Here is a 20,969-nt window from a genome sequence, read left to right on the forward strand (position 1 = left end):
GGTCAAGGTCATTCGAACGAACAGCCCGGATTCGGCTCGTCGCGCGACAACGGCGTGCCGGTCGGGTTCACGTACAGCACCTCCAGCACCATCGGCGACGTGCCGAGGTTGCGCCCGATGTGCACGTGGTTCGGGTCCTCGATCAGCGTGTCCCCGCGGTGGTGCACGAAGTTCGTGGTGCAGTCCGCGAGGGTCCGCGTCAGCACGCCCTTCTTGACCACGGCGTACAACGTGCCGTCGTGGTGGTGCCAGCCGGTGCTGCCACCGGCCTCGATGGTGATCTCGCGGACGACGAAGTCGCGGTCGCCCACCGTCCACTGCGCGAGGATCTTCCCCGTCACGCCGCGCGACGGCGTGGCGTGTGCGACCCCCGACATCAACAACAACGCGGCCAGTACAGCCGAAACGATGCGCATGAAGGTCAACGTAGCCGTCGGTTCGCCAGCACCGGCAGGACCTCCCGTGCTTGTTCCACCGCGGCGAGGTCGATGTCGACGACCGAGACCTCCGGCTGGTCGGACAGCTGCAGGGCGACGTTCCCGAACGGATCGGCGATCGTCGAGTACCCGATCCCCGTCGGGGCGGAAGAGCCCAGGTCACCGGGGTAGGCCTGGCCGCACGCCACGACGAACGACGTGCAGTCCAACGCGCGCGCCCGCACCAGCAGCTCCCACTGCTCCTTCTTGCCCGGTCCCGCGCCCCACGACGCCCCGACCAGCACCGCCGACGCACCCTTGTCCGCCAGCCCGCGGAACAGCTCGGGGAAGCGGATGTCGTAGCAGGTCGCGACGCCGAGGGTGACGCCGTCGAGATCGAACGTGACGAGCTCCGAACCGGGGGCGACCGTCCGCGACTCCTGGAAGCCGAACGCGTCGAACAGGTGGATCTTGTCGTAACCGAGGTGCAGGTCCGGCCCGGTCACCAGCATCGTGTTCGTGACGCGGTCACCGGAGGGCGTGAACATGCCGGCCACGACCACGACGTCGTGCTGCGCGGCGATCTCGTGCACCGCGGAGGCCCACGGGCCGTCCAGCGGCTCGGCGACCGGGCCCAGCGGCACGCCGAAACGGCACATCGTCGCCTCGGGCAGCAGGACCACCCGCGCGCCGTCGGCCCTGCGCACCGCGTCGCGGACGAGCTCCAGGTTGGACCGGGGATCGGTGGTGGAGCTGATCTGACTCACAGCGATGCGCATGCGCATCACTGTAGGGTCCGGCACTGTGCGTTCCCCACTGCTCCTCGTCCTACTGCTGACCGTCGCGGCCTGCACCGAGACCGCCACACCCAGCCCGGACGGCGGCTCGAACGGAACGTCGATCGTGCTCGCCGACCGCGACGAGCCGACGACGCTGAACCCGTTGCTCGGCTACGGCGCGCAGGGCGTGTCGAAGATCTACGACGGGCTCGTCGAGCACCGCCAGGACGGCACGCTCAAGCCGCAGCTGGCCGCGGACCTGCCGGAACCGGCCGCGGACGGGCTGAGCTGGACGGTGAAGCTCCGCGGGGACGTGAAGTTCACCGACGGCAGCACGTTCGGGGCCGAGGACGTCGTGGCGACCTACCAGGCGGCCCTGCAGAACCCGGTCAAGGACCGGTTCGGCACGCTCAAGGGCGTCGAGCAGCTCGACCCGTCGACCGTGCGGTTCGCGCTCAACCAGCAGCACGCCGCGTTCCCGCACCTGCTGGTGCTCGGCGTCCTGCCCAGCGAGCAGGCGAACGCGACCGGCCAGCCCGTCGGCACCGGCCCGTACAAGGTCACCGACTGGAAGAAGGGCGACCGGCTGCTGCTGGAGGCCAACGAGGGCTACTTCGACGGCACGCCCAAGGTCAAGAAGCTGACCGTCGTCTTCGTGACCGACGACAACCAGCGGGCGCGGCGGATGCAGGACGGCGAGTTCGACGGCACGGTGCTGCCGCCCAAGATCGCGGCGACGTTCACCAGCCGGTCGCGCACGCTCGTCCAGTACCACCGCAGCGCCGACTACCGGGCCGTGACGCTGCCCGCGGGCCACCCGGTCACCGGCAACACCGCCATCCGCCTCGCGCTGAACTTCGCCGCGAACCGCCAGGGCATGATCGACAGCCTGCTGGACGGCAAGGGCACGATCGCGTACACGCCGGTGCCGGACGCGCTGGCCGAGGAGTTCGACCCGACCGCGAAGTTCCGCTTCGACAAGACGGAAGCGGCGAGGCAGCTCGACCTGGGCGGCTGGGTCGCCGGCCAGGACGGCATCCGGGTGCGCGAGGGCGTGGCCGCCCGCTTCACGCTGATGTACCCGCTCGGCGACGACCTGCGGGCCGACCTGGCCACGGCGTTCGCGGCCGACGCGAAGGCCGTCGGCGTCGACGTGCAGCTCGCCGGCCTGTCGTGGGACGCGATCCGGCCGCGGATGGTTCAGGACGCGCTGCTGTACGGCGAGGGCTCGCCGTTCGACCCCGACCTCATGCTCTACGGCTTGCGCGGCCAGGGCAGCCCGGCCTCCGACGCGGCGCTGGAGAACGGCCGCAAGCTCATCGACCCGGCCCAGCGGGCGGTGGCGTACAAGCTCTTCCAGCAGGCCTTCGTCGCCGCACCGTCGATGGTCGTGTTGGTGTTCCCGGAGCACGCGTACGTGATGCGTGACGCGTGGAACGGGTATCAGGCCGTGGTCGACCCGAACTCCTACGGCGCGCTGGCCTGGGGTCCGTGGTGGAACCTCGACAAGTGGGAGCCTAAGTAGTCCTGGCGTTGATCGCGCGGACGGCCAGTTCCGGGGCGTCCGCCCAGAAGTCGACGCGCTCGACCCGCTGCACGCCCGTCTTGCCGAGGTTGACGAGCTGCGGCTCGCGGAACGGCACGGACACGTTCGTCCTGGTCAGCGACTGGATGACGAGCGCGCCGCCGATCACCTCCACGCTGCGCTGCCCCTTGTGGGAGCGTTCGGCGATCTGCGCGGCACCGAGATCCGCGGTCGGGATGCGCCAGTCGAAGAACCCCAGCTGCCGCAACCGCAGCTCGTCGTCGGAGACCGTGTGCGGCTGCTTCTGCAGGACGTAGAGCGCGCCTACACACACGATGGTGTTGAGCACGCCGAGCGCGATCAGCGTGATGAGCAGCCACGGGATGTCCAGGGCAAACGCGACCAACGCGATACCGATCGCCGTGATGATCAGGAACCGCCAGTACCGCGGCCGCATGCGCTTGCCGTAGGGGATCTCCACCATGCGGCGGAGCCTATTTCCGCAGCGCGCGCACCACGTCGTCGGGGTTGTCGGCCCAGAACTCGATCTTCGTCACCTCGTGCACGCCGCGCCTGCCGAGGTCGATCTCCTGCGGTGCGTTGAGGCGCACGAGAACGTTGGTGGAGCTGGAGATCTCCAGCACGAGGGTGTCGTCCACAACGGACCGCGTCCTGCTCAGCGACCGGCTGGTCAGCCCGTGCGTCACGGTTTCGATGGCTGCCAACGGAATGCGGTACTCGAACTCACGCGCGTACCGCAGCCACAGGTACTCGTCGTCGACCTCGTGCTTGAACTTGTAGAGCATCCACAGCAGCCAGGCGAGCAGCAGTGCGCTCAGCAACCCGAAAGCGAGCAGCACGGCACGCAGCCAGAGCCACGGGATGAGCAGGTCGACGAGCAGGATCTCCACGGGTGTCAGCACTAGGAAGACCCACAGGAACGGCCGAACCTGGGCGCTGTAACCGAACGAACGATCCCCCATGCACCCGATGGTGGCACAGTTGGGCAGGTGAGCGACCTGATCTTTCTGGACAGCGCCGGTTCCTCGATCCCACCTGCCCCGGTCGTGGACGAGGTAATCGGGCACCTCAAACGAGAAACGGAGATCGGCGGCTATCGCGCCGCCGCCGAACGCCGTGATGACCTGGAGGCGGGCTACGGGGTGCTCGCTGAGCTCTTCGGGTGTCGCCCGTCCGAGGTCGCTTTCACGGACAGTGCAACTCGATCTTGGCTGGCGGCGTTCGACGCGGTGCCGCTCTCGGCCGGAGACAGAATTCTTGTCACCGAGGCCGAATATGCTGGCAATGCGATCCCGGTTCTGCGGCGTGCGGAGGAGACGGGCGCGATCGTCGAGGTCATCCCTTCCGACATCCACGGACAGGTCGATGTCGACGCTCTGAACCTTGACAACCGAGTCAAGCTGATCTCGCTCGTGCACGTGCCCACGAACAGCGGCTTGATCAATCCGGTCAACGAGATCACCGCTCGTGCGCGTGAAGTCGGCGCGCTGGTGCTGCTCGACGCCTGTCAGTCCACCGGGCAGCTCGATCTGCGCGGGCTCGACTACGACATGTTGTCGTGCACCGGCAGGAAGTGGCTGCGCGCCCCTCGCGGCACGGGCGCGCTGGTCGTGCGCGACGAGGTGCGGGAAAGGCTGTGGCCGCGTCTCGTCGATCTGCACAGCGGCGAGTGGACCGGGCAGCAGGAGTACCGGCTGCGTTCCGACGCGCGGGTGTTCGAGCTGTGGGAGTGCAACGTCGCCGATCGGCTGGGCCTGATCGCGGCTGCGCGCTATGCCCTGGACAAGGGGCTGGACGTGATCGAGGCCGAGGTCGCGGACCGTGCCAAGCGTTTGCGCGAGGGGTTGCGGACGGTGCCCGGCATCACCGTGCAGGACCTCGGCGAACGGCAGTCCGGCATCGTCACGTTCACGTCCGATTCGGTGCCGGCGATGGAGCTGAAAGACCGGCTGTGGGACAGGAAGGTCGCCGTCACGGTCTCGCAGGCCGGCTCGACGTTGATCGACATGTCCAGGCGGGGCCTGGACGAAGTAGTGCGGGCCTCCCCGCACTACTTCGTCACTCCGGAGGAGATCGATCAGGCGGTGGACCGCGTCAGCAGCTCACGTTGATGACGCGCTTCACGCAGTCCGAGTAGCTGACGAACAGGTCGACGGCACGGTCGTTGCGGGCAGTCTGCGCCGCGATGACCGTGTCGCGCGGGTAGAAGCTGTTCAGGCCGCCGCCGCTCGGGTACATCTCGAAGGTGTACGACCAGATCTTGTGCTGGCCCCACATCCAGTCGTCGATGCTGCCGTCGGTGATGTACAGGTCGCTCGCCTGCTCCGGCGTGTAGCCGTTGGTGGCGGCCATCTGCTGGCCGAGCGTGCGGAACGCGCGTTCCTCGGTCGCGTCCAGGCCCGGTGCGGTGTTCGCGGTGGTGTAGCCGAACGGCCACAGCACGAGCTCCGAGAACGAGTGGAAGTCGATGTTCGTCTTGATCTGCTGGACGCCACCGACGACGCGGGAGTTCACGAAGTTCTTGATCACGTTGGTCTCCGGCGCGGAGAACGCCGACGGGCCGCGGTAGGTGTCCGACGTCGTGCTGCCGCTGGAACCGCCGCAGCAGCCCCACTTGAAGCCCCAGTTGCGGTTGAGGTCGGTGCCGTTGCCCTGGCGGTTCTTGCGCCAGCCGCGGAACGAACCGGTCGCGATGTCGTACTCGACACCGTCCGGGTTGACCATCGGGATGAACCAGACCTCGCGGCTGTCCACCAGGTTCTTGATCGCCGGGGTGGCGTAGTTGTCGGTGTAGCGCTTGATGATCTGCAGGCACTGCTCGACGGTCAGGTGCTCACGGGCGTGCTGGTTGCAGGTGAAGATGACCTCTGGTTCGCTCTCGTCGGTCGCGACGTTGTCGCTGATCTTGAGGGCCCAGATGTCCCGGTTCTGGAAGCTCTTGCCGATGCTGCGCAGGCTCGCCAGGGCAGGGTGGTCGCGGACGGTCTGCTGCAGCTCGGCCGTCATCTCCGCGAAGTTGTGGTAGCCCGCGTATCCGGACGGGAAGTCCTGCGTGCCGATCTGGCCGGGCTGCGGGTCCTTGAAGTCGACCTTGCCGAGGTCCTTGAGCTGCTGCTCGAAGTCGCCGACGTACTTGACCGGCAGGCCGGTCGCCTGCAGGGCGCGGTACTGCGACTTGTCCGCGACGACCGAGACCGTCGTGAGCTTGGTCGCACCGAGCACGTCCACGCCGATCTGGGCGACCTGGGTGCGTTCGGCCGACGTGTTCGCGGTGACTTCCAGCAGGTAGCGGCCGGAGTCGGCGGTGCTCGGCGCCGCCATGCCCGCGACCAGCACGGGCAGGCAGACGGCGAGCACTGCGGCGATCTTGCCGCGGCGCTTACTGAACATCGTTCCTCCATCATCAGCAGGGGTTTACGACGGAGTGGTGCAACGACTGAGCGTGGCTGTCGCGTCACTGGGTGAGGTAGCGCCGTTAGCGGGCTGACCGTTGACAGAATTCGGCAGGAACTACCCTGTAAGACATGCTCAGCCGCATCGACCTGCGAGGTCGCACCACGACTCCCGCTCAGTTGCGCGCCATCGTGCCGCGCGCCGAGGTGGACGTGGACGCGGTGCTGCATCACGTGCGTCCCGTGGTGGACGCGGTCGCTGAGCGCGGTGTCGAGGCCGTTCTGGAGTACACGGAGAAGTTCGACGGCGTTCGTCCTGCTTCGGTTCGTGTGCCCGCTTCGGAGATTTCGTCTGCTTTGTCCTCGTTGGACCCGGCCGTGCGCGAGGCGTTGGAAGAGGTGATCGCACGCACCCGGCGCGTGCACGCTGATCAGCGCCGCACCGACACGACGACGCAGGTCGTGCCCGGCGGCACCGTGACCGAGAAGTGGGTGCCGGTCGCGCGCGTCGGTCTCTACGCGCCCGGTGGCCTCGCGGTCTACCCGTCGACGGTCGTGATGAACGTCGTGCCCGCGCAGATCGCCGGCGTCGAGTCGCTGGTGGTGTGCTCGCCGCCGCAGGCCGAGTTCGGTGGCCTGCCGCACCCGACGATTCTCGCCGCCGCCGCACTGCTCGGCGTCGACGAGGTGTGGGCGGCGGGCGGTGCTCAGGCCGTGGCGCTGCTGGCGCACGGCGGCGTGGACACCGACGGTGGTGAACTGGCTCCGGTCGACGTCGTCACCGGTCCCGGCAACATCTACGTGACGGCGGCCAAGCGGTTGCTGCGCGGCCTGATCGGCATCGACTCCGAGGCTGGCCCGACCGAGATCGCGATCCTGGCCGACGCCACCGCCGACGCGGTGCACGTGGCCGCCGACCTGATCTCCCAGGCCGAGCACGACCCGCTGGCCGCCTCCGTGCTGGTGACCGACTCCGAAGAGCTGGCGGACGCCGTGGACGCCGAACTGGAGCGCCAGGTCGGTGCCACGAAGCACGTCGAGCGGATCCGGACGGCGCTGGGCGGCAAGCAGTCCGCCACCGTCCTGGTGTCCTCTGTGGACGAAGGCGTCCGGGTGGTCGACGCGTACGCCGCCGAGCACCTGGAGATCCAGACGCGCGACTCCCGTGAGGTGGCGGCGCGGATCCGGTCTGCCGGCGCGATCTTCGTGGGTGCGCACTCGCCGGTGTCGCTCGGCGACTACTGCGCGGGCTCGAACCACGTGCTGCCGACCGGTGGCTGTGCACGGCACTCGTCCGGGCTGTCCGTGCAGACGTTCCTGCGCGGTATCCACGTGATCGACTACTCCGAGGACGCACTGCGCGAGGTCGCGGACAAGGTCGTCGCCCTCGCGAACGCAGAAGACCTGCCCGCGCACGGACAAGCTGTGACAGCGAGGTTCTCTCGATGAAGCCAGTCGTCGGCGCGCGGGTGGAGCTTTCGGACCTGCCCCTGCGCGAGGACCTGCGCGGCCGCACGCCCTACGGTGCGCCGCAGCTCGACGTGCCGTATCGCTTGAACACCAACGAGAACCCGTACGAGCCGACGGACGCCCTCGCGGCTGATGTGGTGGCCGCGGTGGCGGAGATCGCGGGTGAGCTGCACCGGTACCCGGACCGCGACGCGGTGGCGTTGCGCGAGGACCTGGCGGCTTATCTGGCCGAGGCGACCTCGGTGCCGTTGACGGCCGAGAACGTGTGGGCCGCCAACGGGTCCAACGAGATCCTCCAGCAGATCCTGCAGGCGTTCGGCGGTCCCGGGCGGGTGGCGCTGGGCTTCGAGCCGTCGTACTCGATGCACCCGATCATCGCGGCCGGCACCCGCACCGAGTGGTCGCCGACGCCGCGCCGTGCCGACTTCTCGCTGGACGTGGAGAAGGCCGCCGCGGTGATCGCCGAGACGCGGCCGGACGTCGTCTTCGTGACGTCGCCGAACAACCCGACCGGGCAGTCGATCCCGCTCGACGACCTGCGCCTGCTGATCGCGTCCACGACGGGCATGATCGTCGTCGACGAGGCCTACGCGGAGTTCTCCCCGCAGGAGAGCGCGATCGAGCTGCTCGACGAGTACGGCTCGCGGCTGATCGTCTCCCGCACGATGTCGAAGGCCTTCGCCTTCGCCGGTGGGCGGCTGGGATACCTGGCGGCGGCTCCAGCCGTGGTCGACGCGCTGCAGCTGGTGCGCCTGCCGTACCACCTGTCGTCGTTGACGCAGGCGGCCGCGCGGGCCTCGTTGCGGCATGCGGCCGAGACGTTGGGTTCGGTGGCGCTCCTGGCCGCGGAACGTGACCGAGTGGTGTCCGCGTTGACGGACCTGGGTTTTCAGGTCGTGCCCTCGGACGCGAACTTCGTGCTGTTCGGCTGGTTCGAGAACGCGCGGGACACCTGGAAGTCCTATTTGGACCACGGCGTGCTCATCAGGGACGTCGGAATCGCGGGTCACCTGCGGGTGACCATCGGAACGCCCGAGGAGAACGACGCTTTCCTCGCGGCCAGCAAGGAGGTCAGCCGGTGAGTCGCGTTGGCAAGGTGGAACGCACAACGAAGGAGTCGTCGGTCTACGTGGAGATCGACCTGGACGGCTCCGGCCAGGTCGAGATCAACACGGGCGTGCCGTTCTACGACCACATGCTCACCGCGTTCGGCGTGCACGGCTGCTTCGACCTGATCGTCCGCGCCACCGGTGACACGCACATCGACGCGCACCACTCGGTCGAGGACATCGCGATCGTGCTGGGCCAGGCGTTGCGGGAAGCGCTGGGGGACAAGAAGGGCATTCGCCGCTTCGGCGACTGCTGGATTCCGATGGACGAGACCCTGGCGCACGCCGCGGTCGACGTCTCGGGCCGGCCGTACACCGTGCACCGCGGCGAGCCGGAGCAGTTCAACTCGTTCGTGATCGGCGGGAACTACCCGTTCGTGCTGAACCGCCACGTGTTCGAGTCGCTGGCCTTCCACGCGCAGATCGCGTTGCACGTGCGCGTGGAATACGGCCGCGACCCGCACCACATCGCGGAGGCCGAGTACAAGGCGATCGCCCGCGCCCTGCGCACGGCGACCGAGCCGGACCCGCGGGTCGGCGGCGTTCCGTCGACCAAGGGCGTGCTCTGATGCCGAAGGAAGTCGTCGTCATCGGCCTGCTGGCCCTCGCGGGCTTCATGGCCGGTGGCGTCTACGCCACGTGGAAGACCGCCAAGTTCATGGCGATCGTCCTGCTGGTGCTCATCGTGCTCGCCGTCGGCGGCGCCGTGCTCTGGCTCATTTAGTCCCGAACCGTCAGAATCGGTCGGGTGAGCGAGCCCGAATACGACGCGTTCATCTCGTACAGCCGGGCTCTGGACGGCGCGCTCGCCCCGGCGCTGCAGCGCGGCGTTCAGCGGTTCGCCAAGCCCTGGTACCGGCTGCGCGCGGCGCGGGTGTTCCTCGACGACGCGAGCCTCTCGGCGAACCCCGGCCTGTGGACGTCGATCGAGCAGTCGCTCGGCCGGTCGCAGTGGCTGATCCTGATGGCCTCCCCGGAGGCTGCCGCGTCGCAGTGGGTGAACCGCGAGCTGGAGTGGTGGCTGGAGCACCGGTCCGCCCAGCGGATTCTCGTGGTGCTGAGCTCGGGTGAGTACGCCCAGTCCGTGCCGCCCGCGGTGCGCAAAGCACTGGGCGAGGAACCACGCTGGGTCGACCTGCGCTGGTTGCGCGACGTGGACCACGTCGACGAGTCGAACCCGCGGCTGAGGGAGTGCGTCGCCGACATCGCGAGCGCCGTGCGCGGCATCCCCAAGGACGACCTGGTCGGCGAGCACGTCCAGCAGCACCGCAAGACCGTGCGGCTGGCACGCGGCGGGGTGACGGCTCTCGCAGTGCTCGCCGTCGGTGTGTTCGTCGCGGCGTTGATCGCGGTGGGCCAGCGCAACGACGCGGTCGCGCAGACCAGGACCGCCACGGCCCGCGGTCTCGCGTCGGCCGCCGTCGCGAACCTGCGCACGGACCTCGCCGCGAGCCAGGTGCTCGCGGCCGAGGCCTACCGGGTCGAGCCGAACGGGCAGACGCGCGCCGCGCTGTTCGAGGCGTTGACCGCGTCGCCGCAGCTCGATCGCTACCTGCCGGTCGGCGGCGAGGTGTCCGCGCTGGCTGCCTCCGCCGACGGCAAGGTCGCGGTGGCGGGCACGCGGGACGGACGCGTGGTGCGGTGGGACCTGGCAGGAGGCCGGCGCTCCGAGCAGAAGGTCGCCGAGGCCGTGGTGACCTCGGTGAGCACGAGCGCGGACGGCGGGGTGGTCGCCGCGCACGCCGGGGGTTCGGCGCTGCGCTGGGACACCGCTGGCACCAAGGTGATCGGCACGGGGGACTACTCCTCGGCCGGTGAGGTCGCCGTGTCGCCGTCGGGCCGGCTCACCGCCGTGTACGCGGAGAAGGAGCTGGGCGACGGTTCCCGCCGCGCCAAGCGATACCTCCACAATGGACAGACGGGCCAGGTGGCCGAGCGGGAGGACGTCTCGGCGGAACTGCTCGGGATGAGACTGCCCACCGAGGACACGCTCCTCGAGATCGGCTACACCGACTGGGTCCGCCGTTCACCAGCCACCCTCGACGTAGCGTCGTCCGTGCAGGGATACCTGTTGCCCGCCAACGGTTTCTGGGTCGGTCTGTCGGCCAACGGCGATCACTTCGGCTATTCGAGCGAGAGCGACACCCGCCTGTGGCGCACGAACCAGCCCGCCTTCGACCACAACACGCAGGACGCGAAGGTGCCCGCCGGCCGAGCCGACCCCGCCGCCGTGGCGATCACCAACGACGGCACGCGCACCGCCGTCGCGGACGCGGGAACGATCTTCGTCTACGACATGAAGGGCGAGGTCACCGGCGAGCTGGTGCGGCTCGAGGGCAACAGCGACACACCGTTCGTAGAGTTCCTCGGCGACAACGACCACCTGGTGTCCGCCTCCGGCGACCGCCTGGTGCTGTGGGACCTGACCCGCAACACCCGCATCGGTGCCGCGCTGCCGACCCAGGTTCCGGTGGTGTGCAGCGCCTGCCCGGCACCGTGGCTCACGGCGTCGCACGGGCAGGTCGCGGTGTCGGTGGGCGAGGAACTGGCGACCGGCGCGGACATCGCCACCGTCAGCCCGGACCGGGTGGCCGGCCCGGTGGTGTGGAATGCGGCCGGCGACAGGCTCCTGTTCGTGACGTTGCCGCAGGGCAGGGTCGAGGTCTGGGACCCGCACGGTCTTCGCCAGGCCGGCGAGTGGCAGGCGAAGGTGACCGCCGAGGTCCTGATCGCGATGGGCGTGACCGCGGACGACCGGCTGGTCACGGTGAACGAGAAGGGCGACGTCCAGGTCCTGAAGGACGACTCCGCGCGCACGATTCCCCTGGGACGCGAGCTGAACCTCATCGGCTGGCCACCGGCCGGTCATCTCGCCGCGGTGAGCAGCGACGCCGCCCTGGTGGCCGTCGTGACGCGTGACGCCGCCGCACTAGTGGACACCGCGACCGGCGAGGTGCGCGACGTCCCCGGCGGCCCAGCCGCCGCCGTGACGTTCGCCGGCGACAGCCTGCTCGTCCAGCGCGAGGAGTCCGTCGAGGTGTGGGATGCCCGCGGATCATCGTTGCGCCGGACGGTGCCGCGCGATTCCAGCTATCTCGCGGGAGTCACCGGCAGTCCGGACGGTTCGCTGCTCGCGCAGCTGCGCAGAGACCGCGTGCTGGTGCTGACCGACCTGGTCAGCGGCGAGCTCGTCGGCCAGGTGCGGCTGGCCGAGCAGCGGGGCCGGTTCGGGCGGATCGGCGTTGCGTTCAACGGGGACCACAAGCTCGTTACGGCGGTGTCCAGGTCGCACCTGTACTCCTGGGACCTGGCGCCGGATGACTGGGTGCGTGCGGCCTGCGCGTCCGCCGGGCGTGATCTGACCGGGGACGAGTGGCGGCGGTACGTCGGCACGGCGCCGCCCGCGGACCTCACCTGCGGGTGAGCACCCGATCTCAGCTGTGTGAGCGTGGGGAAACGGCGTGTTCAGCCGCTTTTCGCTGCTCACGACCGACCCAGTAGAGCGCTTCGTGGTGGTGCCCCCGGTCGACATCGGCGATCCGCTCGTACACCGCCACACTGCGCAGGTGGTAGTCCCGCCTGGTGGCTGACGGGGAACTGGGCGGCGGCTCCAGCCTGCTCAGAACCTCGTGTGCTTCCTGCAACGTCGTTGCGGTCATCGCCATCGCCCAGAAGTCAGTCTGTTGCCGCATGAACAAACTATGCAAGCTGATATTGCATAGCGTCAAGTCCCGATCGGGCGATGTTGCTCAGAGGAGGGTGCGATAGTCGGCGGCGACCCGTTCGACGATGGCGCGTGCCTCGTCGCCCCACGAGACGAGCGGCTCGATCTCGGCCCAGTGGGCCGTGTACTCGGCGACGTTGTCCTCGTCGGTGATGAGCGCTGTCGCGGTCTGCGTGCCGAGCAAGACGGCCCGAGTGTCGTACATCGTGAAGGGGTTGCCCGCGGGTACGAAGGCCGGAGTCGTCCACGGGATGAGCCCTACGCGGACGTTGGGCCGCTGGGACTGAACGATCAGGTGATCCAGTTGCTCGACCATGACCGCGGCGCCGCCCATGTTCCAGCGCAGCACGCCCTCGGTCATCACGCAGAGGAACTCGCGTGGCGAGTCCAGCAGTTCCTGACGTTGCAGACGTGCGGCAACGGTGCGATCACGATCCTCTTCGCTCAGGGCCTCACCGAACAGCGCTTCGATGTACGGCTTCGTCTGAAGAAGTCCGATCACGGTGCTGGTCGAGTACGAGAGGATGCGGGAAGCGGCTGATTCGAGCTTGCCGATGCGCTGCTGCATCCACCACCCGCCCCGCTGCAGGACTACTCGCGCGGATGTCGTCTCGTCGCGCAGCTCACGGGTCATCTCGATGAGGTCGTCCACGGCTTCGGCCGGTGCGCCGTACACCCGGCACAGTGCGACGATCTCTTCCTCGGACGGCAGGAACGATCCCGTTTCGGCACGACTGACCTTGGACTGGCTGAGTCCGGCGCGACGTGCGGCCTCGGCTCCCGAGAGCCCGGATTCGATGCGCAATGCGCGCAACGTGTCGGACAACGGGTTCGAGTTCTTCACGGCGTTCCTATGTGTCAGGCGGCTGGCGGATCCCGCCAGTATTGCGGATGCTCCCTCCAGTAGTCCGCGAACGGCACGGCTACTGCCCATGTCGCGTCGCGCGCGTGACGGTATTCGGCCAACTGACCTTCCTGCACGATCTCGCCGCGCTCAAATCGGCCTTCGCTGTCGTACCGCATCACGACTGCGTGATCTTCGTCGATCAACCAGAAGTCTTCGGACACAAGGCCTTCTGGGCTTGGCTGTTCGGTGAGGTCCAGGATGCGGATGTGTTCGCCTGCTGCGGCGTTGTGGACGTAGTCCCATTCGAACTCGTAGCGCAGGTAGTCGGTCAGCGGGCCGTGGACAACGTGCACGCGGTACGTGTGCAGGCCGCGGGCGACTTCGCTGCGGATGTGATCCATCCACCGGCCCTTGCGGTGCATGTCGGGACCAGGTTCGCCGGCGACGTAGCGGCGGAAGTCCTCCCCGTTGCTGCTCACGTCGTAGAGGTCGAGGGTTTCCAGGCGGAACAACGTGCTCGTGAAATGTCGATCGATGTACGCGCCGAGTTCGTTCTCATCGAGCACTGGCCAGGACCTCCGGTGGAAATGTGCTGAGCGGAACCTCCACCGCGGCTTCGCCGTGAGGCGGATCGAGGGCTTGCAGGGCTTCGAGGTCAGTGACCGGCTGTCCGTGCACCAGGACGGTGTCGTGCTCCGTCAACGTCAGACGTGGATCGAGCTGTTGCTGTGCAACGATTTCAGGTACCAGAGCGAGGGGTATCTCCACGGCGGACTCGTTCACGACGTAGCCCTGGACCACCACAGTGTTCCGGTCACTGAGGTTGATGTTGGGGCAGGTGCGCTCGTTGCCGCACGTGCTACGCAGGAAGGCCAGCTTCATTCGATGACCCTTTCGCCGGTTCATCGGCGAGTGTGTCCCTGCGGCGGCGCGCTAGTCAACGTGTTCTTGCATAGTTCACCCGGTCTGGCAGAGCACCCAGTGGAACGTGGCCGGTTCCGGCTCGTGCATGGTCACCAGGTCGTCGACCACGATCTCCATGTGCTCGCCGAGCAGCGCCCGGTTCCGCTCAGGGGTGTTGCTGCCGAAGAACATCTCCACACCGAGCCAGGTCTCGGTGACGTCCGGCGTGCCGGTGCCCAGCGAGGCCAGGAACAGCCCGCCCGGCCGGAGCCAGCGCGCGATCCGGGCGAAGAGCCGGGGCTGGTCGGCGCGCGGCACGTGCAGGATCGAGTAGAACGCGGCGATGCCGTCGAACGTGCCGTCAGGGAAGTCGAGCGCCGTCATGTCGGCCTTCTCGAACCTCGCGCTGGGCACGTTGGTCTTCGCGAGGTCCAGCTGCTGCTGTGACAGGTCGATGCCGAGGACGTCGTGGCGTTCGGCGAGGGCTCGTGTGCTCGGGACGCCGGCGCCGCAGCCCAGTTCGAGGACCTTCGCGCGGTCCGGCAGGCGGCTGTCGAGCTCCGCGAGGTAGTGCGCGCGGGGGTCGTCGGCGATCTTCGCGGACCAGCTGAGGTAGGTCTCGGCGATGGTGTCGTAGCCGGCCTCGACGATGCGCTTCACAACCGGGTGAGGTACTGGGCCGGGACGTGCTGGGTCAGCCACACGCCGTTGGCGCTGAGCCGGAACTCGTGGCCCTCCTCATGCATCGCCTTGGCGTCGACGGCGAGGATCAGCGGGCGGCCGCGGCGTGCGCCGACGCGTCGTGCCGTCTCGCGGTCGGGGGAGAGGTGCACGTCGTGACGTGCCATCGGGCGCAGGCCGTCGCGCATGATGTCGGTGAGGTACTGCTCGACGGTGCCGTGGAACAGCACGTCCGGCGGCACCGCTACCGGCAGGCCGAGGTCCACCTCGACGCTGTGGCCCTGGTTCGCGCGGATGCGGTCGCCTTCGATGGTGAAGCGCTGCTTGTCGTTCTTGTTCACGACCTCGCGCAGCTCGTCCTCTGCGACGCCGAGTGCGTTAAGGAGGTCGGCGAGCGGAACCCAGCCCGCCGGGTCGAGGGTGAGGCCGACGCGCGTCGGCTGGTGCCGGAGCGCCTTGGACATCCGCTTCGACAGTTTGATCATTCTTTCTTCGTTCATGTCCACCCCAGGAAAGCACGGCACGTCGAGCGATTTTTCCGGCAGGCCGTCAGCCCGTGCCGCCCTCCAGGGCCGGCTTCAGGCGTGGCGCGCCGGGGCCGTTCTCGGCCTGCGCGTCGTCGATGTTCTGCAGGGCGCAGCTGCGCAGCGACAGGCAGCCGCAGCCGATGCAGCCGGAGAGGCGGTCGCGCAGCCGGAACAGCGCGTCGATCCGTGCGTCGAGCTCGGTCTTCCACGAGCGGGAGAGGCGTTCCCAGTCGGACTTCGTCGGCGTGCGGCCGTCGGGGAGTTGCGCGAGCGCGTCGCGGACGTCCTCCAGGGTCAGGCCCACGCGTTGCGCGGTGCGGATGAAGGCGAGGCGGCGCAGCACCGAGCGCTGGTAGCGCCGCTGGTTGCCCGCGGTGCGCAGGGAGGCGATCAGGCCGCGGTCCTCGTAGAAGCGCAGGGCGGTGTGCGGGACACCGCTGCGCTCGGCGACCTGGCCGATGGTCAGCATTTCCGGCAACTTGCTCACCGGATCATGGTAACCGCTTGACCTCCAGCATGGTCGAGGTTGAACAGTTGGTGGCATGCAACGGATACCAGAGCTCTTCGCCAGGATGACCGGGGACGAGAAGCACGAGTGGGCGGCCGCCTCCACGATCGACGTGCTCTGGGTCCTCTACGACAAGATCCTCAACGTCACGCCGGCCACCGTCGGCGATCCCGACCGCGACCGGTTCCTGCTCTCCAAGGGGCACGGACCGATGGCGTACTACGCGGTCCTCGCCGAGAAGGGGTTCATCGAAGAGTCCATTCTGGACGACTGGACGTCCTGGGACAGCCCGCTCGGCCAGCACCCGGACCGGATGCTGGTGCCCGGCGTCGAGATCAGCAGCGGGTCGCTCGGCCACGGCCTGCCGATCGCGGTGGGCACGGCGATCGGGCAGCGGGTCGCGAAGAGCAGGGGACGCACGTTCGTGCTGGTCGGCGACGGTGAGCTGGACGAGGGCAGCAACCACGAGGCGATCGCGGTGGCCGCGCGGCTGGGGGTCGCGAACCTGATCGCGATCGTGATCGACAACCAGTCCGCGATGTACGGCTGGCCCGGCGGCATCGCGCGGCGCTTCGCCGTCGAGGGCTGGCAGACCGCCGAGGTCGACGGCCGCGACCACGAGGCGATCTTCACCGCACTGACCGCGCCGCACGACCGCCCGTACGCGGTCGTCGCCAAGATCGAGAAGAGCTGCTGATGACCACGATGCGCCAGGCCTTCGTCAGGACGGTCAACGACGAGATCGCCGCCGACCCGCGGATCGCCGTCGTGACCGCGGTGATCTCCAGCAACGAGTTCCCGCAGGAGAACGAACGCGTCGTCGACGTCGGGATCCGCGAGCAGACCATGGTGGGCGTCGCGGGCGGCCTGGCGCTGGCCGGGCTGCGTCCCGTCGTGCACAGCTATGCGCCCTTCCTGGTCGAACGGCCGTACGAGCAGATCAAACTCGACATCGGGCATCAGGACGTGGGTGCGGTGTTCGTCAGCATCGGTGCGTCCTATGACGATCCAGTGTGGGGACGCACCCACCAGTCGCCGGGCGACGTCGCGTTGTTCGACACGCTGCCCGGCTGGACCGTGCACGTGCCGGGTCATCCGGACGAGGTGACGCCCCTGCTTCGGCAGGCGCTGAAAGGAGACAACCGGGTCTACGTCAGGCTTTCGCTGCACGAGAACACGGAGGCGTATCCGGTGGGTGAGGGATTCACCGCGCTGCGTCACGGAAAACGCGGTGTGGTGCTCGCGGTCGGACCGATGCTCGACCGCGTGGTGAAGGCGGTGGAATCGGAAAACGCCGATGTCACGGTGTTGTACGCGTCCACCATCCGACCGTTCGACTCGGACGGACTGCGCAAGGCGGTGGCCGAGACCGACCACGCCGACGTGCTGGTGGTCGAGCCGTACCTCGAGGGAACTTCATCTCATCTGATTTCCGAAACACTGCAACAAATCCCACACCGCGTTCGTTCTATAGGCGTCAAACGACACGCAGAACTCCGCAACTACGGCACAGCTGAGGATCATGACGCCGCGCATGATCTCGACGTGGTCGGGTTGGGGAGTGCTGTGCGGAGTTTCTTCAGGGGGTGAAGAAACATGTTCGCAGTCATGGGGGATGACTGGACCGGCGCGCCTTCTCGCGCCGTTTAGGGGTGATGGGGTCGCACGATCGGGCAAGATGCCCGGTCGTGCGGAGCCCATCTGTCCTTCTTGGCATGTCGGCACGGGCCCGCACCGCCGAGGAGGAATGATGTTGCGCGTGAGAATGCTGATCTGGACCCCGTTGAACGCCGCCGAGCTGCAGCAGGCCATGTACGGCGGCAACGTGGGCCCTGCGGCGCTTGTGCCGGTGCAGTCCGGCACGGTGCTGCTGGTGTCGCCGACCGCCAGGCAGCTCGACGCGCTGGCCCTCGTGATGAGGCTGCGCAAGATCTCGCCCACGCCCGCGCTGGTCGCTGTGTGGGACGCGGAGGCCGCGGTCGTCTACCCGTCCATCGGAGCGATCTCGCGCGGCTGGACCTGGGGTGAGAAGAAGCCGGCGCAGCGCCTCATCGAGGAGGCGAGCCAGTTCGGGTGGTTCGGCCGCCTGTACAACCGCTCGCTCGGCTGGATGCTCGAGCAGAGCAACAATGCGAAGACGCAGACCACCATCGTGGAGCGGCTCACCAAGACGGTGCCGCAGGCCGCCGTCATCGTGGTGGACGCTCTGGTGCGCGACTACCGCGCGGGTGCCGGCGTGATCCCGAAGTTGTTCCGCGCGCTCGGGTTGCCGGACGTGGCTCAGGTCGCCGAGCTCGTGGATCAGGGCCGCGCGGACACGTGGCTGGAGCCGCTGGCCTCGCCGCGCCTGCCCATGTGGGTGGAGCGGCTGTACCTCTGGGGTGCTGTGGCCGCGTTGGTCTTCATCCTGGTGGTGACGACGCCGATCTGGCTGAAGCTCGTCCTGGCCCTGTTGGCCGGTTCGTACTTCTTGGTGGCCTCGATGTTCAGGAAACGCGCGGTGGGCGCGAAGCCGATCAACACCGTGTTGCCGGTCATACCGGTGACGCAGGGTGCCGCACCGACCGACTAGCCTGGTCACGTGGCACGCGTCGTCGTACTTGACTATGGCTCCGGCAACCTGCGCTCGGCCGAGCGCGCGCTTCAGCGGGTCGGCGCCCATGTCGAGGTGACCTCGGACGCGCAGGCCGCGCGCAACGCCGACGGCCTGGTCGTGCCCGGTGTCGGCGCGTACGCGGCGTGCATGGAGGGCCTCAACTCGGTCCGCGGCGCGCGCATCATCGGCGAGCGACTCGCCGGTGGCCGGCCGGTGCTCGGCATCTGCGTGGGCATGCAGATCCTGTTCGAGCGCGGCATCGAGCACGGCGTGCTGACCGAGGGCTGCGGCGAGTGGCCCGGCACCGTCGAGCGGCTCGAAGCGCCGATCGTGCCGCACATGGGCTGGAACACGGTCCGTCAGCCGGAGGGCTCGCAGCTCTTCGCGGGGCTCGACAAGGACACCCGGTTCTACTTCGTGCACTCCTACGGCGTGCGCAGGTGGGAGCTGGAGCCGGCCGAGCACATCAAGCCGCCGCTCGTCACGTGGGCGGACCACGCCGGTGACGAGTTCGTCGCCGCGGTCGAGAACGGGCCGCTGTGGGCGACCCAGTTCCACCCGGAGAAGTCCGGCGACGCGGGCGCGCACCTGCTGGAGAACTGGCTGAAGTCCGTCAACTAGGCTGGCCGGGTGACGTTCACACTCCTCCCCGCTGTTGACGTGGCCGACGGTCGTGCCGTCCGGCTCGTGCAGGGCGAAGCCGGTACCGAGACGAACTACGGCGAACCGCTGGACGCGGCGCTGCAGTGGCAGCGCGACGGCGCGGAGTGGATCCATCTGGTCGACCTCGACGCGGCCTTCGGGCGCGGGTCGAACCGCGAGCTGCTGGCGCGCGTCATCGGCGAGCTGGACGTCAAGGTGGAGCTTTCCGGCGGCATCCGCGACGACGCGTCGCTGGAGGCCGCGCTGGCCACCGGCTGCGCCCGCGTGAACCTCGGCACGGCCGCGCTCGAAGACCCGGAGTGGTGCGCGAAGGCCATCGCCGCGTACGGCGAGAAGATCGCGGTGGGCCTGGACGTGCGCATCACCGAGCAGGGCCACCGGGTCAAGGGCCGCGGCTGGACGTCGGACGGCGGCGACCTCTGGGAGGTCCTGGACCGGCTGGACCGTGACGGCTGCACCCGTTACGTGGTCACGGACGTGTCGAAGGACGGCACGCTGACGGGCCCGAACCTGGAGCTGCTGAGCGAGGTCTGCGCCCGCACCGACGCCCCGGTCATCGCGTCCGGTGGTGTGTCCACTGTGGACGACCTGGTCGCGCTGTCGAAGCTGTCGCGCGACGGCGTCGAGGGCTCGATCATCGGCAAAGCCTTGTACGCCGGTGCGTTCACGCTCCCGGAAGCGCTTGCTGCGGTCCGTTGATGATCTTCTCGATGTGAGCGGCCGCGGCCGCGTGCGTGACACCGGTGGTGTGCAGCACGTCGGCCGCGGTGCCGTCCTCCGCGAGCAACACGCCGAGCAGGATGTGCTCGGTGCCGATGAACATGTGGCCCATCCTGAGTGCCTCGCGCACGGTCAGTTCGAGCGCCTTCTTGCAGTGCGTCGAGTACGGCTGTTTCTCTGGCCGCTGCTTCGCCTCGTTGTCGAGCCGGTGCAGCACGGCGATCCGCGTGCTGCCGTCGCCGGACTCCAGCTTCGCGATCGTCTTGGCCGCGAGCCCGCCCGACTCGTCGAGCAAGCCGAGCAGCAGGTGTTCGGTGCCGATCCGCTCGCTGAACCGCGCGTGGTGCTTGGCCAGCGCGACGACCCGCCGGGAGCGTTGCGTGTAGCGCTCCATCGACGGCTTGCTCAGCTCCGGCGACTCCCTGGGCACGAACCGCTTCTGCGCGGCCTGCTTGGTCACGCCGAGGCTCTCGCCGATCTCGGCCCAGCTCGCCCCGCCACGGCGCGCCTCGTCCACGAAATGCCCGATCAGGTGGTCGCCGAGCTCGGTGAGCTGCCCGCTCATCTCGACCGCTCTCGCCAGGCGGGTGAGCGCGTCGTCGGCCTCCTTGGCGACCGTGACGATGAGATCGGTCAGCTGGATCATGCGTCAACTTTAGGTTGACGCTGAGCGGCGGGTCAACCTCGGGTTGACGGTGTTGATCACACGGCAGGCGTGATCTCGATTCCGACGGTCCCGGTCCGGCCGCGGCGCAGCTTGCTGCCGAACATGGTCAGCCACCCGGACACGCCGTACTTCTTCACGATCTTCGCCCGCACGACGTCGCTCGCGTCGTCGTCCAGCAGCGTCGCGTGCGCCTTGATCGACTCGCCCTTCGGCGCGCCCTTGAAGTCGCAGGGACCGATCTCCACGTCGCCGCTGCGCCGGATCCGCTTGACCTTGCCGGTGTCCCTGGCGCTCCACGCGTAGATCACGTCACCATCGCCCGGCACGACCCAGACCGGTGTGGGCACCGCGGTGCCGTCCTTGCGGAACGTCGTCAGCAGCAGGTACTGGCCCTCGCCCAACTCGGTGATCATGGTGTCGC

General features: G+C 68.5%; 26 protein-coding genes. 12 read left to right on the top strand and 14 right to left on the bottom strand.

The annotated features are described in order from the left end of the window. Positions 1–8 precede the first annotated feature (8 nt). Positions 9–416, bottom strand: coding sequence for a cupin domain-containing protein (locus tag ACIA8G_RS39325; protein WP_396423864.1), 408 nt, complete (start codon positions 414–416; stop codon positions 9–11). Between the two features lie 5 nt (positions 417–421). Continuing rightward, on the bottom strand, positions 422–1,195 hold the full coding sequence (locus tag ACIA8G_RS39330; protein WP_396423865.1) for a carbon-nitrogen hydrolase family protein: 774 nt from the start codon (positions 1,193–1,195) through the stop codon (positions 422–424). Positions 1,196–1,220: 25 nt separating this feature from the next. On the opposite strand from ACIA8G_RS39330, the gene ACIA8G_RS39335 reads away from it, so the two are divergent. Next, positions 1,221–2,720: an ABC transporter substrate-binding protein gene (locus ACIA8G_RS39335; RefSeq protein ID WP_396423866.1), complete on the top strand. Its 1,500-nt coding sequence runs from the start codon at positions 1,221–1,223 to the stop codon at positions 2,718–2,720. Here the strand turns inward: ACIA8G_RS39335 and ACIA8G_RS39340 are convergent. Together ACIA8G_RS39340 and ACIA8G_RS39345 are read right to left on the bottom strand one after the other, a co-directional pair. Next, positions 2,713–3,204, bottom strand: coding sequence for a hypothetical protein (locus ACIA8G_RS39340; RefSeq protein ID WP_396423867.1), 492 nt, complete (start codon positions 3,202–3,204; stop codon positions 2,713–2,715). The two genes, ACIA8G_RS39335 and ACIA8G_RS39340, sit on opposite strands and share 8 nt — an antisense overlap. 10 nt (positions 3,205–3,214) lie before the next feature. Then, a complete protein-coding gene (locus ACIA8G_RS39345; RefSeq protein WP_396423868.1) occupies positions 3,215–3,703 on the bottom strand; it encodes a hypothetical protein in 489 nt (162 codons plus the stop codon). 27 nt (positions 3,704–3,730) lie between these two features. On the opposite strand from ACIA8G_RS39345, the gene ACIA8G_RS39350 reads away from it, so the two are divergent. Continuing rightward, positions 3,731–4,852: an aminotransferase class V-fold PLP-dependent enzyme gene (locus ACIA8G_RS39350; protein ID WP_396423869.1), complete on the top strand. Its 1,122-nt coding sequence runs from the start codon at positions 3,731–3,733 to the stop codon at positions 4,850–4,852. On the opposite strand, the gene ACIA8G_RS39355 is transcribed toward ACIA8G_RS39350, so the two are convergent. Then, entirely contained in the window at positions 4,836–6,131 is a 1,296-nt protein-coding gene (locus tag ACIA8G_RS39355) for a M14 family metallopeptidase (protein WP_396423870.1), read from the bottom strand. The two genes, ACIA8G_RS39350 and ACIA8G_RS39355, sit on opposite strands and share 17 nt — an antisense overlap. 134 nt (positions 6,132–6,265) lie before the next feature. On the opposite strand from ACIA8G_RS39355, the gene hisD reads away from it, so the two are divergent. The 5 genes from hisD to ACIA8G_RS39380 are packed head-to-tail and all read left to right on the top strand — an operon-like array spanning position 6,266 to position 12,136. Further along, entirely contained in the window at positions 6,266–7,582 is a 1,317-nt protein-coding gene (gene hisD / locus ACIA8G_RS39360; RefSeq protein WP_396423871.1) for a histidinol dehydrogenase, read from the top strand. Further along, complete coding sequence (locus tag ACIA8G_RS39365) at positions 7,579–8,685, top strand: histidinol-phosphate transaminase (RefSeq protein ID WP_396423872.1); 1,107 nt, start codon at positions 7,579–7,581, stop codon at positions 8,683–8,685. The genes hisD and ACIA8G_RS39365 overlap by 4 nt, the downstream gene beginning before the upstream one ends. Then, positions 8,682–9,281, top strand: a complete 600-nt coding sequence (gene hisB, locus ACIA8G_RS39370) for an imidazoleglycerol-phosphate dehydratase HisB (RefSeq protein ID WP_396423873.1) — start codon at positions 8,682–8,684, stop codon at positions 9,279–9,281. Before ACIA8G_RS39365 ends, hisB begins: the two co-directional genes overlap by 4 nt. After that, complete coding sequence (locus ACIA8G_RS39375) at positions 9,281–9,436, top strand: hypothetical protein (protein WP_396423874.1); 156 nt, start codon at positions 9,281–9,283, stop codon at positions 9,434–9,436. The genes hisB and ACIA8G_RS39375 overlap by 1 nt, the downstream gene beginning before the upstream one ends. Positions 9,437–9,460: 24 nt before the next feature. Next, positions 9,461–12,136, top strand: a complete 2,676-nt coding sequence (locus tag ACIA8G_RS39380; RefSeq protein WP_396423875.1) for a TIR domain-containing protein — start codon at positions 9,461–9,463, stop codon at positions 12,134–12,136. Between the two features lie 10 nt (positions 12,137–12,146). Here ACIA8G_RS39380 and ACIA8G_RS39385 read toward each other — a convergent pair whose 3' ends face one another. From ACIA8G_RS39385 to soxR, 7 genes are all read right to left on the bottom strand, one after another. Further along, the gene (locus tag ACIA8G_RS39385) at positions 12,147–12,404 is read right to left on the bottom strand and encodes an AMED_5909 family protein (RefSeq protein ID WP_396423876.1); all 258 of its coding nucleotides are present in this window, start codon (positions 12,402–12,404) and stop codon (positions 12,147–12,149) included. A 57-nt stretch (positions 12,405–12,461) separates the two neighbouring features. After that, entirely contained in the window at positions 12,462–13,280 is an 819-nt protein-coding gene (locus ACIA8G_RS39390; protein ID WP_396423877.1) for a helix-turn-helix domain-containing protein, read from the bottom strand. Positions 13,281–13,294: 14 nt separating this feature from the next. Next, positions 13,295–13,849, bottom strand: a complete 555-nt coding sequence (locus tag ACIA8G_RS39395) for a DUF6879 family protein (RefSeq protein ID WP_396423878.1) — start codon at positions 13,847–13,849, stop codon at positions 13,295–13,297. Next, entirely contained in the window at positions 13,839–14,165 is a 327-nt protein-coding gene (locus tag ACIA8G_RS39400) for a hypothetical protein (protein WP_396423879.1), read from the bottom strand. The genes ACIA8G_RS39395 and ACIA8G_RS39400 overlap by 11 nt, the downstream gene beginning before the upstream one ends. A 75-nt stretch (positions 14,166–14,240) precedes the next feature. Continuing rightward, complete coding sequence (locus ACIA8G_RS39405) at positions 14,241–14,846, bottom strand: class I SAM-dependent methyltransferase (RefSeq protein WP_396423880.1); 606 nt, start codon at positions 14,844–14,846, stop codon at positions 14,241–14,243. Beyond that, entirely contained in the window at positions 14,843–15,367 is a 525-nt protein-coding gene (locus ACIA8G_RS39410) for an RNA 2'-phosphotransferase (RefSeq protein WP_396423881.1), read from the bottom strand. The genes ACIA8G_RS39405 and ACIA8G_RS39410 overlap by 4 nt, the downstream gene beginning before the upstream one ends. Positions 15,368–15,416: 49 nt before the next feature. After that, the gene (gene soxR / locus ACIA8G_RS39415; protein ID WP_396423975.1) at positions 15,417–15,863 is read right to left on the bottom strand and encodes a redox-sensitive transcriptional activator SoxR; all 447 of its coding nucleotides are present in this window, start codon (positions 15,861–15,863) and stop codon (positions 15,417–15,419) included. 73 nt (positions 15,864–15,936) lie between these two features. Here soxR and ACIA8G_RS39420 point away from each other — a divergent pair, with 73 nt between their 5' ends. The 5 genes from ACIA8G_RS39420 (at position 15,937) to priA (ending at position 19,860) form a co-directional block, all read left to right on the top strand. Next, complete coding sequence (locus ACIA8G_RS39420) at positions 15,937–16,599, top strand: thiamine pyrophosphate-dependent enzyme (RefSeq protein ID WP_396423882.1); 663 nt, start codon at positions 15,937–15,939, stop codon at positions 16,597–16,599. After that, on the top strand, positions 16,599–17,492 hold the full coding sequence (locus ACIA8G_RS39425) for a transketolase family protein (RefSeq protein ID WP_396423883.1): 894 nt from the start codon (positions 16,599–16,601) through the stop codon (positions 17,490–17,492). Before ACIA8G_RS39420 ends, ACIA8G_RS39425 begins: the two co-directional genes overlap by 1 nt. A gap of 169 nt (positions 17,493–17,661) precedes the next feature. Beyond that, a complete protein-coding gene (locus ACIA8G_RS39430; RefSeq protein WP_396423884.1) occupies positions 17,662–18,474 on the top strand; it encodes a hypothetical protein in 813 nt (270 codons plus the stop codon). A gap of 9 nt (positions 18,475–18,483) precedes the next feature. Continuing rightward, the gene (gene hisH, locus ACIA8G_RS39435; protein ID WP_396423885.1) at positions 18,484–19,119 is read left to right on the top strand and encodes an imidazole glycerol phosphate synthase subunit HisH; all 636 of its coding nucleotides are present in this window, start codon (positions 18,484–18,486) and stop codon (positions 19,117–19,119) included. Between the two features lie 9 nt (positions 19,120–19,128). Beyond that, positions 19,129–19,860: a bifunctional 1-(5-phosphoribosyl)-5-((5-phosphoribosylamino)methylideneamino)imidazole-4-carboxamide isomerase/phosphoribosylanthranilate isomerase PriA gene (gene priA, locus ACIA8G_RS39440; protein ID WP_396423886.1), complete on the top strand. Its 732-nt coding sequence runs from the start codon at positions 19,129–19,131 to the stop codon at positions 19,858–19,860. Here the strand turns inward: priA and ACIA8G_RS39445 are convergent. After that, on the bottom strand, positions 19,826–20,527 hold the full coding sequence (locus ACIA8G_RS39445; RefSeq protein WP_396423887.1) for a Clp protease N-terminal domain-containing protein: 702 nt from the start codon (positions 20,525–20,527) through the stop codon (positions 19,826–19,828). The two genes, priA and ACIA8G_RS39445, sit on opposite strands and share 35 nt — an antisense overlap. Before the next feature lie 56 nt (positions 20,528–20,583). Beyond that, a complete protein-coding gene (locus ACIA8G_RS39450; protein ID WP_396423888.1) occupies positions 20,584–20,961 on the bottom strand; it encodes a PPOX class F420-dependent oxidoreductase in 378 nt (125 codons plus the stop codon). Positions 20,962–20,969: the final 8 nt, after the last annotated feature.

It is taken from the genome of Lentzea sp. NPDC051213, assembly GCF_044455585.1.
Lineage (GTDB): Bacteria > Actinomycetota > Actinomycetes > Mycobacteriales > Pseudonocardiaceae > Lentzea.